General features: G+C 41.6%; 10 protein-coding genes and 2 pseudogenes. 3 read left to right on the forward strand and 9 right to left on the reverse strand.

The window, feature by feature from the left end:
- Window positions 1-885: 885 nt before the first annotated feature.
- Window positions 886-3,447 (reverse strand): annotated as a pseudogene (locus ACORHT_RS08995) (sialoglycan-binding domain-containing protein); the annotation flags it as partial.
- A gap of 163 nt (window positions 3,448-3,610) precedes the next feature.
- On the opposite strand from ACORHT_RS08995, the gene ACORHT_RS09000 reads away from it, so the two are divergent.
- Window positions 3,611-3,985 carry a hypothetical protein gene (locus ACORHT_RS09000; RefSeq protein WP_153225290.1) on the forward strand — a complete coding sequence of 125 codons (375 nt, stop codon included), beginning with the start codon at window positions 3,611-3,613 and terminating at the stop codon, window positions 3,983-3,985.
- A gap of 140 nt (window positions 3,986-4,125) precedes the next feature.
- On the opposite strand, the pseudogene ACORHT_RS09005 reads toward ACORHT_RS09000, so the two are convergent.
- The 8 genes and pseudogenes from ACORHT_RS09005 to leuS all read right to left on the reverse strand — a co-directional run.
- Window positions 4,126-4,320, reverse strand: a pseudogene (locus ACORHT_RS09005) (accessory Sec-dependent serine-rich glycoprotein adhesin); the annotation flags it as partial.
- 579 nt (window positions 4,321-4,899) lie between these two features.
- The gene (locus ACORHT_RS09010; RefSeq protein WP_434350087.1) at window positions 4,900-5,472 is read right to left on the reverse strand and encodes a nucleotidyltransferase family protein; all 573 of its coding nucleotides are present in this window, start codon (window positions 5,470-5,472) and stop codon (window positions 4,900-4,902) included.
- Complete coding sequence (gene ruvB, locus ACORHT_RS09015) at window positions 5,453-6,451, reverse strand: Holliday junction branch migration DNA helicase RuvB (protein WP_083303327.1); 999 nt, start codon at window positions 6,449-6,451, stop codon at window positions 5,453-5,455. Before ruvB ends, ACORHT_RS09010 begins: the two co-directional genes overlap by 20 nt.
- Window positions 6,452-6,616: 165 nt before the next feature.
- Complete coding sequence (locus tag ACORHT_RS09020) at window positions 6,617-7,471, reverse strand: ABC transporter permease (RefSeq protein WP_060955162.1); 855 nt, start codon at window positions 7,469-7,471, stop codon at window positions 6,617-6,619.
- On the reverse strand, window positions 7,471-8,334 hold the full coding sequence (locus ACORHT_RS09025) for an ABC transporter ATP-binding protein (protein WP_434350088.1): 864 nt from the start codon (window positions 8,332-8,334) through the stop codon (window positions 7,471-7,473). Before ACORHT_RS09025 ends, ACORHT_RS09020 begins: the two co-directional genes overlap by 1 nt.
- Window positions 8,335-8,614: 280 nt before the next feature.
- Window positions 8,615-9,034: a GNAT family N-acetyltransferase gene (locus ACORHT_RS09030; RefSeq protein WP_434350089.1), complete on the reverse strand. Its 420-nt coding sequence runs from the start codon at window positions 9,032-9,034 to the stop codon at window positions 8,615-8,617.
- An 11-nt stretch (window positions 9,035-9,045) separates the two neighbouring features.
- On the reverse strand, window positions 9,046-9,738 hold the full coding sequence (locus ACORHT_RS09035; protein WP_434350090.1) for a GNAT family N-acetyltransferase: 693 nt from the start codon (window positions 9,736-9,738) through the stop codon (window positions 9,046-9,048).
- Between the two features lie 109 nt (window positions 9,739-9,847).
- Window positions 9,848-12,349 carry a leucine--tRNA ligase gene (gene leuS, locus ACORHT_RS09040; RefSeq protein WP_434350091.1) on the reverse strand — a complete coding sequence of 834 codons (2,502 nt, stop codon included), beginning with the start codon at window positions 12,347-12,349 and terminating at the stop codon, window positions 9,848-9,850.
- 256 nt (window positions 12,350-12,605) lie between these two features.
- On the opposite strand from leuS, the gene ACORHT_RS09045 reads away from it, so the two are divergent.
- Together ACORHT_RS09045 and galU are read left to right on the forward strand one after the other, a co-directional pair.
- Window positions 12,606-13,622 carry an NAD(P)H-dependent glycerol-3-phosphate dehydrogenase gene (locus ACORHT_RS09045; protein ID WP_075229583.1) on the forward strand — a complete coding sequence of 339 codons (1,017 nt, stop codon included), beginning with the start codon at window positions 12,606-12,608 and terminating at the stop codon, window positions 13,620-13,622.
- A 25-nt stretch (window positions 13,623-13,647) separates the two neighbouring features.
- Complete coding sequence (galU, locus tag ACORHT_RS09050) at window positions 13,648-14,544, forward strand: UTP--glucose-1-phosphate uridylyltransferase GalU (protein WP_434350840.1); 897 nt, start codon at window positions 13,648-13,650, stop codon at window positions 14,542-14,544.
- The last annotated feature ends 210 nt before the right edge of the window (window positions 14,545-14,754 follow it).

Below are 14,754 nucleotides of genomic sequence, written 5' to 3' on the forward strand. Positions count from 1 at the left end.
AAAGGTAACACTTGATTCGTTATCTTTAGCTGTCTTGGTAAATGTATGCCCAGCTAAAGTCAAGGTTACAAGAGCTCCAGGTGTGACATTCGTAACAACGATCGAACGATTTGGCAAGCCACCAGTTTCATTGGTAGAATTAACTGAGATAACTGGCGCTTGTGGGTTTACCTTAATAGTCACGTCTACTGTTCTGCTATTTCCAGGAGCTCCACTATAGGAACCTTGCGGAAGAGTGACTGTAACTTTTTTCGTATAAACCCCAGGGTTTGCCAGCATAGCGTCATCAGGAGCCTGGACCCAACTAAAGGTTGTTCCTGTTGGGAAAGCTACACTTGTATTCGAATTTTTAAGTGCCTCTCCTGGATTTTTAATAATCTCTGCTAATGGAGCCTTATTTCCCACAGTTGTAACGTACTCCTGTTTAGCTACAGGATCAACAACTGTATAATCAAAGTTTGTCTGACTTGTCAAGGCTGGATTGCTTGTTGAAACATCCCCAAAACGTCCTTTTGGATATGTGGCAATTAGCGTATAGGTTGTACTATGGCTCTCAGCTTCTGAACCCGTAGTATGCCAAATTGCGCCAAACGGCTGTGTTCCAACAGGGGTTGTAATTTCGTTACCTTGATTATTTATTTTATACTTATAAGACCATGTTGTCCCTGACAGACTTGAATCCCCCAAATTTGTATATTGTTGGATTGTTCCACCGATATTATTAGCCCAGTCTCCGCCAGTAACTTTATCATTACCTTGATCTGACTTAAAGGCATAAAATTGACCTGTCACACCATTGTAAGTCTTGGTTTCAACTTTCGGATAAACAGTATAGTTAACTGTTACATCATCAGTCGAGCCATCAGAATAAGCAACCCGTGCAACTGCACTTTTTGTCCCAGCAGATGTGTTGTCAATGCGACTAACCCATGAAACAGTCGTTCCTTGAGGGAGCTGTCCTCCGCCATCAAGCTGGACAAAGTTCGTAGCATCGTTTAAATCCGTTGCCGTTTCACCAGTATAGGTATAAATAGTCGACGCCTTCGCTACAGCAGTATATTTATCAGTCTGGCTTTTAATTACAAATTTGACATAACCATTGTCGGTTATACCGTTTTTTGCATGGTTACTATCAGAGGTGTTTTGGTCATCTGTTGCCATTAAATAGCGTTCAAATGATGCTAACGGTACATTTTTTGCTAGAGTGCCTGTAAGGGTAATCTTTGCATCGGTTTGATTCGTTAAGCTAGCGATCGGATTTGAACGAGTAATTCCAGTATATCCTGCATAGTTTGTACCATTAGTACTGTCAGCTGTACCTTGCATTTCAAACTTCAATGAAGAAATCTTGCCAGAATCATCAGTTGCTCTAAAGGTTACATTAACTTCTTCCCCACGGTATAGATAGATTTCCTTAGTTGTAGCATTATCATAATGAATCTCCAGTTTTGGACGTTCATTAACTGTAACAGATCGAGAAATAGTATTTCTTGTTAAATCCTTATAAATAATCGTTGCAGTTCCATCGTTTGCAACTTGAATATCTTTGATGCGGTGAACTGTCTTATCATTCTTAGCGTAGATGGCACTCTTGACAGCTGTCTTTTCGTCCTCTGTTAAGCTACTTTTATTTACTACAGGTGTAAAGTCAGGATCGGTCACTTTAAGACGATCCTTCAGTTGTCCTTGAGTGATACGAACATTACCAGTTCCAACTGTTCCGTTGACATTTCCTACTTGGTCAGTTGCAACTGCATTCCGTTGCCATGTATTTCCTGGCTTCCACTCCAGATCATCATTCATATGAGCATTGACTGTGATAGTCGCAGGACTTTCTGGTGTAGCTGTAATATCTCCTGTCAAGAGATCCACAGCGCCTGTACCGTATTTAGAATCTTCAAAATAGTTACTTCTTAAACCTGGTTGTCTTCCATCCGCTTTAGGTACAATCTTGAACTCTTTCAACTTACCACTATTATCAGTCGCAGTAAATTTAATGGTAACATTATCACCAGCATAGACGATGTGTTCCATACCTCGGTCTGCATATGGACTTTGTGTCGCTCGAATGACCTCGCCATCACGCGTCACTGTAACAGCAGGCACAGGTACTTCCGTTTCCGCTCTCACGTTAGCTCGAACGACATCCACAGTATTATCACGATAAGTAATAGTGATTTCACCCGTATTAGACACCGTTATTTCGTGATTACCTTCAGAATTTTTCTTGTAATCAGAACTGTTGAGGATAGTGGCATTTTTACTATTGTTCCTAAAGTTTTCAAGAATTTGAGCTCTCTCAGTCTCGCTCAAAGATGACGGATTGTTAACCGTAACAGTATCACCACTCACAGGCTCGTTACGTTCGTTGAAACCTTTGATACGAACAGTCATCCGAGCCGTAGTGGTTTGATTGTCAGTATCCGTCACTTTATATTCGAGAACATATGCACCAGGTTTATACGGTTCCCAAGCCCCATCTGCAGTACCGGTTTTTCCTACTCCATTGTTTCGACCAATTGTCCCAACAATTTGTACATTATATGATTTCTGGTATCCTGTAAAATGACCACGTCTATCATATATTCCAAGATCTCCATAACCATTTTTGCTAGTTGCTGGATAGTTAGGCGCATTCAAGCCAGTAATGATCGGATTACTCTCTGCAGCATCTAGGCGCTTCATCCCTACATCATCATTGAGTGGCATATTTACCGTAGCGATTTTGTCGTCATTATAATAGGTAATCTCAGTTGGTAATGTAATAGTTGGTGGTTTACTACCCAGTCGCTGACCTGTTCCTGTTGGAACAGTACCAGTCATTACACTGGTATAGTTTCCAGCAGTAGCAGCGCTATCGAACGGTTTACTACTTGTAGCCACTTGGGCATTCAAAGTAGCTTCACTAGAATTATTATTCACCGTTGCATAGATTAAAATAGTTGCATCTAAGTTTCTATTCAAATCATGGCGCTTGTTAAAAATGTACTCATTCCCAGAACCACCACGTTTCTCCATAGGTTCACCATTAAAGTAAACTCGTGTAATGGTCGTGTTTTTATCCACTTGTGCTATTAAACCAGCATAATTAAGTGGACTCTGCGAATGCATATTGATACGCCAAAGAACCTCACGGTTAGCGCTTGCAAAGGTTCCTTGCTCAAGTGATGCAGTCGTCTGCTGATTTAGCGTTACTGGTGCAAAACCTCTGAGATTTCCCCCTGTTGGCATCGCCTGTCCATTACGGCTATCACGTTGGCCAGAGGTTGCACGTGAAACCGCATTGGCGATAGAGTTGCGAGCTGAAGTGGCAGAATTGATCACTTCTCCTAGATCTGCATTTGGATCCTTGAGAGCAGACTCAATCTCAGCAATAGCAGATTTTACCTTAAGAATGGCTGAGCTTGTATCTGGAAGGTCCACAGCTTTAGCCAGGTATTCTCCCATTTCTGCTGAAAGAGTTGCCAGTTTCTTACGATCTTCTGCTTGCTTTTTAGCGCTTGTTTCTGCTATCGTTGTCGCAGCAAGAGTCGCTGTTGTCGTAGCTGTCAAACTCGCATTTTGACTTGTAAAGTTTTCTGCAGTTGAAAGAGAACTAGAAAGGCTAGGGTTGACCTTAATATCGCTAGCCTTAACTGCGGCTCTGGATGTTCCGTCATTACTGATAGCATCTTCGCTAGGAGCCGTCTGTGAACCTTCTACATGCGAAACCTCAGAGAGGGAACTGCTTGCAACAGTCGAAGCACTATCTGATGTTGAGGCAGAATCGTTCAATGAAGACGAGGTACTAGCTGAAGTTGAAGATGAAACACTGGCACTAGTGCTAGCTGATGTTGAGGCGCTTACGGACTCGGATGCACTTGTTGAGGCCGAAATAGAGGCACTTGTAGAAGCAGAGATTGAGACACTCTCACTAACAGAGGTAGATGTTGAAACAGACGTTTGCTGCTCCTCATCTTTATTGACAGTTCCCAAAACAACCTGATCAGAATTCACTAGATTGTCAGTACCATCCACGACTTTCTCTACAGCCAGCTGTTCATTGGCATGGACTTGCGTATGAGTGGCAACTCCACCACCAACAACAGCCCCCGCGGCAGCTATCCCCTTGAGGACATCTATCCCGGTTAAAGAAGTTGAGACACGATCTTCCACAACTTCAGTTGTCACCTGAGCAGTATCAATACCACCACGAAGAACCTTAAATAGCCCGAATAAAGACGTTGAGGCACGCAACCAATGTTTCCCTGACTTAATCAGTTTGTATCTAGTTACACGATCGGTTTCTCGATACTCTCCTTCTTGACGTCTAAAAAACATGTTTTTCTCTCCTTGAGTTCATTTTTTATAAAAAACTAAATACCAAAACATTCTTAAGATACACAGCCATGTTACATGGATATTTTCTCTTTTTTCACCCTGACAAGCAATGGTGTAGTCTTAAAAAATTTTTGATATAGAGCTCAATCTATAACACCTTATTATAACACATTAGAGCCTGCTTTGTCCAAAGATTTGTATAAAAAATATATTAACACAAATGACTTGTTCTTTTTGTAGATTTTACCTGAATTTAAGATTCTTTTTTTATCCAACAATCATCTATTTACCTTTAAAAAATCAAATATTATTGTAAAAATTCAGTAGGATGAAATAAAATATAAACAAATTGACCAGAAAGAAAAGTCAGATCAATTTCTAGCAATGTTTTAAAATCCGTAGCGTACTATTCTAGGTTCAATCTACTATATATCGAATCATCGCTCCATCAAAAAAAAGCCGCCTGATTGGGCGACTTAATTTTTTTATAGGGAGATTATTATGAAAAAGTTTTAGGAGTATAAGTTAAGGTCTTTTTAACTTATGAGATAAGTATACAACTCCTATCTTAAAGTTTCCTTAAGTATTTTTAACGGTAAGATTTTTCCATTTTTCTCGCCAATTTTTCTTGGATAAACGCTTTTGATAAAGATTCATTCGATCTTGATTTTCTAAGAAATGGGGAGTTGGACGAACCTGAAAGTTTAAAATATCCTCCAAACCATAAGGAGCAAAGAGCTCTAAAGTTGCGTCAGCTTGCAAGCGAAGTCCTACTGCCGTACAACGTTCAGGATACTTACTCATGGCATCGCAGGAATTTCTATACGGAGATGTGTGGGGACTGTGTTGGTGCATATAGACTTGATTTTTCAGCTCCCACTGATACTGGGGAAAGTCCTCTCTCAACTTGCTTTCTATAGCCAGCGTTTCTTCGTAACTCACATCTGGGTCAAAGAAAATCACATCCACATCCGTTTCACGGTCAAAGGATGGCTTATCTGACAAGAGATTCCAGATAAAATTTCGGACCGAACCAGCTGCTAACCAGGAATCTTTCAACTCCAAGTCACGGATGATAGTCAGAATAGCCATCATGTCAGGATCTTCTCTGAAAGAATCTAAAATTTCAGCCTTATTTTTCAATGTATTCATACCCCAAATGTTCGTAAGCCTTGGCTGTCGCGACCCGTCCTGAACGAGTTCGCATGATAAATCCCTTCTGGATTAGGTAAGGTTCATACATATCTTCTACCGTCTCACGCTCTTCAGCGATATTCACCGAAAGGGTACCTAGACCGACAGGACCTCCACCGTACATCTCAATCATGGTGCGAAGAATTTTCTGGTCCACATAGTCCAAGCCTTCATGGTCTACATCCAGCATGGTCAAAGCCTTATCCGTAATCACATCATCAATCAAGCCATCGCCCATAATCTGCGCAAAGTCTCGCACGCGCTTGAGGAGACGATTGGCGATACGAGGAGTCCCACGACTACGGAGAGCCAACTCGGAAGCTGCCTCATGGGTGATTTCCATCTCAAAAATATCTGCCGTCCGCTCGACAATCTCTGTCAAGTCATCATGGGCATAATACTCCATGTGACCAGTAATTCCAAAACGTGCACGAAGTGGATTCGACAGCATCCCTGCTCGTGTCGTCGCACCAATCAAGGTAAAAGGTGGTAATTCTAGATGAACACTGCGACTACCTTCCCCCGCACCAATCATGATGTCGATGTAGAAGTCTTCCATAGCACTGTAAAGCACCTCTTCCACCGACATAGGCAAGCGATGAATCTCGTCGATAAAGAGAACATCTCCTGGCTCCAAGTCATTCAAAATCGCTACCAAATCACCGGCTTTTTCGATAACGGGACCAGACGTCTGTTTGAGATTAACTCCCAATTCATTGGCAATGACAAAGGCCATGGTCGTTTTCCCGAGACCTGGAGGGCCAAACAAAAGAACATGGTCCAGCGCCTCATCACGCATTTTTGCAGCTTCAATAAAGATTTGAAGCTGATCCTTGACCTTGTCCTGACCGATATATTCACGTAAATATTGGGGACGGAGGGTACGCTCCACCAACTCCTCATCACCCATGATTTCATTATCTAAAATTCTACTCATGTTCCTATTATAGCAAAAATCCAGCCTACAAACAAAAAAGCCACCTGATTTGGTGGCTTCTTTAGGGAGATTATTATGAAAAAGAAAAGTTAGGATTTCTATTAAATAAAGTTAGGAGGTCTTTACTTAATGGTTACATGATACATGAGTAAACTTAAAGTTAACTTAACCTATAATTTTTATTTTTTTGCTAGAGATTTTAACTACTACCAGCCAAAGCAGAAAAGTTAGGAGACAGATACTCACCACTATTAAGTATGTTTCTTCCTTTGTTAAAAGGTTCTGCCAATTAAGCCGGATTCCTAATTTTTCTTGAAACTCTTCTAATAAGCTACTATTCCCCATAAATGTAGTTTCTAATTGCTCCTTCATTAAGACCTGTCTATAGAGAGAAGCAAGATAGGTAGCCGGTGTGCACTTCATGAGAACTTGAGCGAAGTTAGGAAGAATTCCCATTGGTACATAAGTTCCTACTAAAAATCCTGAAGCTGTACCTACAATGGTAGCCAATTTACCCAGACTATCTACTGACTGGAAATGATAAATCAAGAGTACATTTACCAATGTTGAAAGGAGACTACTTAGCAGCATGATTAAACTTATTTCAAATAGCTTACTCATAGCTGGAATTTCTTGAAAATAAAGGCTCATAACAATAAGCATAAAGGCTTGCATAACAAAGGAAATGATAAGGCTACTAATAAGATAAGACAGTTGCAAGCCCCAGCTCCCTAAATCTGTCAAAAAGAGATCCTGATCCACTTGATTTTCACGGTCTTGTACCATCTGGGTCAAAGCTGTAAAACTGGTTGTAATCCCAGTCACAGCCAAGGTTCCACCCATCAGCCAGTTATTTAAAAGGCTCTTATTATCAGGAAGTTGGGACCAGGCATCCATCAAATTTTTCTGCAAAAAAATGATATAGAGTAGAAAGGAAATCAAAGCTCCCAGTAATGAGAAAAAGACTCCTGAACGATTACGAAAATACAACAAAAAATCACGTTTTAATAAGGCTAACATTAGCGCACCTCTCTTCCTGTAAGGGCTATGAAGGCATCATCCATAGTTCCTGGACGAAATTCAAAGCTGGCAATCTTCTCACGAACTTGGGTCAAATAATCAATAGCTTCCAATTGGCTCTTAGGATAAAGACTATACTCAAACTCATTTTCCTTTTCCACAGGCATATTATTAGGTAAGAATTTCTCCACCTGCTTGTCTTTAAAACAAATTTTTAAAAGATTGGAAGCGTACTCACTTTTAATTTCAGCAGCAGAACCTTGGGCAATAACCTTTCCATGATCTATAATATAAAGTTGATCTGCCTCATCTGCTTCATCCAGATAATGAGTCGTTAAGATAATAGTCATCCCTTCATCTCTTTGTAGACGATACAATAAATCCCAAATGGATTTGCGAGTCTGAATATCTAGTCCAGTCGTAGGCTCATCTAGAAATAAAATATCGGGATTGGATAGGAGAGCCCGAGCAATGTCAACTCGACGTTTCTGTCCTCCTGATAAAGTTCCATAAAGTTGTTTCTGAAAAGCAGGCAACCCTAGTTGATTGATTAAATCTTCCACACGACCACCTTTAATCCCCTTATACTGCTGGGCGCGAATGGCTAGGTTTTCTTTGACCGTCAACTTTTCATCCAATACACTTGCTTGAAAAACAACTCCAATCCTAGTATTGGGCGCATAGATGATTTGACCATTAGTAGCTCGTTTAAGTCCGATTAACATTGAAATCGTGGTCGATTTGCCAGCCCCATTAGGTCCTAAGATTGCGTTAAAACTTCCTTTTTTAAACTCTAAATTTATATCTTTTACTGCTGTATGGTCTCCATAGTTCTTAGTGATGCCTTTTGCTTGTAAAATCATATTTCCTTCCTCCTTTTTACACCTTCAGTTTAACAAAAAGGAAAAAGAAAAAATATAGTTTGGTGCTATGTGGTCGAAATGGATGATTATGTGGTCAATTCTACCTTAAAACTTCTGCATTTGAACATAAAAAAGCCACCTGATTTGGTGGCTTCTTTAGGGAGATTATTATGAAAAAGAAAAGTTTAGGATTTCTATTAAATAAAGTTAGGAGGTCTTTACTTAATGATTACATGATACATGAGTAAACTTAAAGTTAACTTAAGATAAAAGAATTATTTTAATTTTTTTTTCGATCCACCCAAATCATTCCTGTACAATCATAAGTAGATAAGGTTTCAAACCCCAGAGAACGGTAAAAACCCAAGGTTTTTTCTGTCTGTTCAGTCGCTAGTTGTATTTGGTAGGCATCCTTATAGTCAACCAAGGCTTCTTTCGTCAAGTTACTACCAATTCCTTGGCGCTGATAGCTAGGCAAAACGATCAAATCCTGGATAAAAACCGATGAAAAACCGTCTCCAACCAGGCGCACTAAACCAACGATTTCCTCACCATCACGGGCAAGATAAGTCGCTAGCGAATGAGACAAGGCCTGCTCCAACATCTGTGGCTGATTGGTATAGTTTGTCCAACCAACTGCCTGATAGAGATGCAAAACATCATCAATTGAAACAGAGGATTCTTTTGTAATCTTAATCATAGCAAACCTTTCTAACATTTCCTAAGCGATTTTATCTGCTGCCCATTTTTATCAAAATTCTCAGATTTTAACCACGCTTCAAAACGTGCTTTAACCTTTGGCCAGTCCTTATCGATCATAGACATCCAATCCGTATCTCTGGTGCGACCTTTATAAATAACAGCTTGACGGAAAGTGCCTTCGTAGATAAAACCCAAACGTTCTGCTGCTTTTCTAGATGGAAGATTGAGGGCGTCGCACTTCCACTCATAGCGGCGATAGTTGAGTTCTTCAAAAACATAACGAGCTAGCAAATAGTGAGCTTCTGTTCCCATCCTGGTCTGTTTGAGAGCCGGAGAAAAGGTCACTGCGCCAACTTCAATGGTGCGATTGGCTTGGTCAATACGCATGAGCGAAAAAGTACCCAGTGCTTTACCAGTCGCTTTATCGATAATCGTATAATAGAAGCGATCCTTGCGCTCAATCATCTGCTTTAAAGAGACGATTAATTCTTCTAGATTTTCTACTGGTGGTTGAAAGAGATAGGTCCACATCTCACGTGGGCTATTTGGGCCATAAACAGCTAATAAATCTTTCGCATGCTTTTCCACCGATAGAGCTTCTAGAACCGTATATCGCCCTTCTATCCGTACAAGCGAGGGTAAAACTCCAGGTGTATCGTCTACAGGTTCACCAATCATCTGGCCGTATTCATTTACTGGCATAGCTTTCTCCTTGTCTCACACTTATAAGTTTAAAGATGTGAATAGTATATCACATCTCACAGGTAATCTACAAAAAATCCTCCAGATTCTACTCTGAAGGATTCATTTCTTATTTCACAACAATATTAACCAATTTATTTGGTACCGCAATCACTTTCACGATTTCCTTGCCATCGATCTCTGCTTTGACTTTTTCGTCAGCCAGAGCAATTTCTTGCAATTCTTCGCGTGATAGATCTTTTGCGACCATGAGTTTAGCACGGACTTTTCCTTTGATTTGGACGACAATTTCGATTTCGTCTTCAACCAATTTGCTTTCGTCCCATGTTGGCCAAGCCACATAAGAGATAGACTCACCTGTTTCTGCGACTGTTTGCCAGAGTTCTTCTGCCAAGTGAGGGGCAAATGGGGCAATCAATTGGATAAAGCCTTTGGCGTAGTCCACATAGAGTTTGTCTTCCTTATTAGTAGCGTTGACAAAGACCATGAGTTGGGCAATGGCTGTGTTGAATTTCATAGACTCGACTTGCTCAGTAACAGATTTAACCGTTTCGTTGTAAACCTTGTCTAGAGCGCCATTGTTTTCCGCAACGATTTCTTTACTTGTGATCAAACGGTACACACGGTCGAGGAACTTACGACTTCCTTCCAATCCTTCTTCAGACCAAGCGATTGAAGCATCGAGTGGTCCCATAAACATTTCATAGACACGAAGGGTATCGGCACCGTATTGTTCCACCACATCGTCTGGGTTGACAACGTTCTTGAGGGATTTAGACATTTTGGCTGGTGCTTGCTCCAATTCTTCCCCTGTTTCCACATGGAAGAAGGAACCGTCACGTTTTTCAACTTTATCAGTCGCTACAAGAGCACCGCGATGGTCACGGTAGCTAGTTCCCAAGATCATTCCTTGGTTAAAGAGTTTTTGGAACGGTTCTTTAGTTGGAACAACACCAAGGTCGTAGAGGAATTTGTGCCAGAAACGAGCGTAAAGCAAGTGAAGAACAGCATGCTCCGCACCACCCACATAGATATCTACTGGCAACCATTGTTTGAGGAGGTCCTCATCAGCCAATTTCTCAGTATTGTGTGGGTCAATATAACGGAGGTAGTACCAGCTTGAACCTGCCCATTGTGGCATAGTGTTGGTTTCACGACGACCTTTAACACCATCTTCACGAGTCACTTCAAGCCAGTCTGTCAAGTTAGCTAGTGGACTTTCACCAGTTCCTGAAGGACGGATATCCTTGGTTACCGGCAAGACAAGTGGCAATTCATTTTCTGGAACAGCTGTTGAAGTCCCATCTTCCCAATGAATAATTGGGATTGGTTCACCCCAGTAACGTTGACGGCTAAAGAGCCAGTCGCGGAGACGGTAAGTTACCTTCTCTTGACCACAGCCTTTTTCTTCCAACCAAGCCACAATCTTAGCAATAGCATCTTCTTTGTTGAGACCGTTCAAGAAGTCAGAGTTGACGTGAAGGCCATCCTCTGTGTAGGCAGCTTCTTCAACGTTTCCACCTTCCAGCACTTCTACGATTGGTAGGTCAAATTGTTTAGCAAATTCCCAGTCACGTTGGTCGTGGGCTGGTACGGCCATAACGGCACCTGTACCGTAGCTAGCAAGAACGTAGTCTGCAATCCAGATTGGAATTTCTTTACCGTTGACAGGGTTGATTGCATAAGCACCCGTCCAAACCCCTGTTTTTTCCTTGGCAAGGTCTGTACGAGCCAAGTCTGATTTGAGGCTAGCTTGGTGTTTGTAGTCCGCTACAGCCTTAGCCTGTTCAGGACTTGTGATGGCGTCTACTAATTCATGTTCAGGAGCCAAAACAGTGAAAGTCGCACCGAAAAGGGTATCTGGACGTGTCGTAAAGACTGTGAATTCCTTGTCTGTTCCCTTAACTTTAAAGGTTACATTGGCACCAGTTGATTTTCCAATCCAGTTGCGTTGCATGTCCTTGATAGACTCTGGCCAGTCAAGGTCATCCAAGTCATTGAGCAAGCGCTCTGCATAGGCCGTGATTTTAAGCATCCATTGGCGCATTGGTTTGCGGACAACTGGATAGCCTCCACGCTCTGATGTTCCATCAGGAAGGACTTCTTCGTTGGCGATAGCTGTTCCCAGTTCCTCAACCCAGTTTACTGGCACTTCCGCTTCATAGGCCAAGCCTTTTTCATAAAGCTTGGTGAAAATCCATTGCGTCCATTTGTAGTAGTTTGGATCTGTCGTGTTGACTTCACGGTCCCAGTCGTAAGAGAATCCAAGCGCATTGATTTGGCGTTTGAAGTTGGCGATGTTTTCTGCTGTGAATTCCGCTGGGTCATTCCCAGTATCCATGGCATATTGCTCTGCAGGCAAACCAAAGGCATCCCATCCCATTGGGTGAAGGACGTTGTAGCCTTGGGCGCGTTTGTAACGGCTAAGGATATCTGTCGCTGTGTATCCTTCTGGGTGTCCTACGTGAAGACCCGCTCCAGATGGGTAAGGGAACATGTCAAGCGCATAAAACTTGGGTTTTGAGGCGTCTGTTCCTGTCTTAAAAGTGTGATTGTCAGCCCAGTATTTTTGCCACTTAGGCTCGATTTCTTTATGATTGTAAAAACTCATGGTATCTCTCCAATTTTCGTGATGTTCCTATTATACCATTTTTTAGAAGAATAGTGCTCTTCTTTTCTTGGTTTTGAATGATATCCACTTTGAAAATAAAGTAGTTTATTTGCTTTTTCTTGAAATTCTCTCTAAAAATTTTATCCAATGAATACAGAATCCTAATAATAGTAGAATTCTTAGCTAGTTATATAAGTGCAAGATAGGGCTTTTTGTGGTAGAATGTAGGAAAGAGCTTTCTCAGAAGGAGGAAAAGATGAACAAACAAACCATCGCAGTTTTAGGACCTGGTTCTTGGGGAACTGCCCTATCACAAGTCCTAAATGACAATGGTCATGAGGTACGTATTTGGGGAAACATTCCCGAGCAAATCAACGAAATCAATACACATCATACTAACAAACACTATTTTAAAGATATTGTCTTAGATGAAAAAATTGTAGCCTACCAAGACCTAGAAGTAGCTTTGAAGGATGTAGATGCTGTTTTATTTGTCGTCCCAACCAAGGTTACACGACTAGTTGCCCAACAAGTGGCTGCCGTTCTTGATCATAAAGTGGTCGTCATGCACGCATCAAAAGGTCTTGAACCGAATAGTCACAAACGTCTTTCAACCATTCTTGAAGAAGAAATCCCTGAAGAACTTAGAAGCGAGATCGTCGTCGTATCGGGGCCTAGCCATGCCGAAGAAACCATCGTACGCGACATTACCTTGATTACCGCCGCATCTAAGGATTTAGAGACAGCCCAGTATGTTCAAGAACTCTTTAGCAACCACTACTTCCGTCTTTATACCAATACAGATGTCATCGGAGTAGAAACAGCTGGCGCGCTTAAAAATATCATCGCAGTGGGAGCTGGTGCCCTTCATGGACTTGGATTTGGAGACAATGCTAAAGCTGCTATTATCACGCGTGGCCTTGCAGAAATCACTCGTCTGGGTGTCAAGCTTGGAGCAAATCCATTAACTTACAGTGGTCTTTCAGGTGTTGGTGATTTGATCGTTACCGGAACTTCTATTCACTCACGTAACTGGCGCGCTGGAGATGCTCTGGGGCGTGGAGAAGCCTTGGCAGATATTGAAGCTAACATGGGAATGGTCATTGAAGGAATTTCAACGACCAAAGCGGCCTACGAGTTAGCACAAGAGCTTGGAGTCTATATGCCTATTACCCAAGCCATCTACCAAGTTATTTATGAAAATGTAAATATAAAAGATGCTGTTTCTGAACTTATGAACAATGAGTTCAAGGCAGAAAACGAGTGGTCTTAAACCACAGTTAGAAAGGAATCTCATGATGCAAAAAGTTAGAAAAGCCGTTATCCCTGCTGCAGGACTTGGAACTCGCTTCCTTCCTGCTACCAAAGCCTTGGCTAAGGAAATGCTACCAATCGTAGATAAACCAACCATTCAATTTATCGTTGAAGAAGCTCTTAAGTCTGGTATTGAGGATATTCTTGTTGTCACAGGGAAGTCAAAACGCTCAATCGAAGACCATTTTGACTCAAACTTTGAGCTAGAATACAACCTCAAAGAAAAAGGAAAGAATGATCTCTTGAAACTTGTTGACGAAACAACTGGCATGCGCCTCCACTTCATCCGTCAAACTCACCCACGTGGACTCGGAGATGCCGTTTTGCAAGCCAAAGCCTTTGTTGGGAATGAACCTTTTGTAGTTATGCTTGGGGATGACCTCATGGATATCAATGATGACAAGGCTACCCCATTGACAAAACAGCTTATCAATGACTATGAAAAAACTCATGCTTCTACCATCGCTGTAATGCCTGTCCCACATGAAGAAGTCTCAGCCTATGGTGTCATCGCTCCTCAAGGAGAAGGCAAAGATGGACTTTACAGTGTTGAAACCTTCGTTGAAAAACCAGCACCTGAAGATGCACCAAGTGATCTAGCTATCATCGGTCGTTATCTTCTCACACCTGAAATTTTTGGTATCCTTGAAAAGCAAACACCTGGTGCCGGAAATGAAATCCAGCTCACAGATGCCATCGATACTCTCAACAAAACTCAACGAGTATTTGCTCGTGAATTCAAGGGTGCTCGTTATGATGTTGGAGACAAGTTTGGCTTTATGAAAACTTCAATCGACTACGCACTTAGACATCCACAAGTCAAAGATGATCTTAAAGACTACTTGATTAACCTTGGAAAAGAACTCTCAGGAGAAAAATAATCGCTTTTACAACACGAGGCTGGGACAAAAGTCCTAGCCTCTCAATTTTCTTTGGATTGTTGGGCAAGACGCAGTGGTTGAGTGGGCTCTACTACGCTGATTTCATCAGCTTTTACAGCCCTACTCAACTGTGCGGAGGTGGGACGACGAAATCGAATTCTAACGAATTACCGATTTCTGTCCCACTCTCTTTTCTATGCTTAAACAGCA

Origin of the sequence: Streptococcus sp. KHUD_014, from assembly GCF_051106275.1 — a bacterium.
Classification (GTDB): Bacteria; Bacillota; Bacilli; order Lactobacillales; family Streptococcaceae; genus Streptococcus.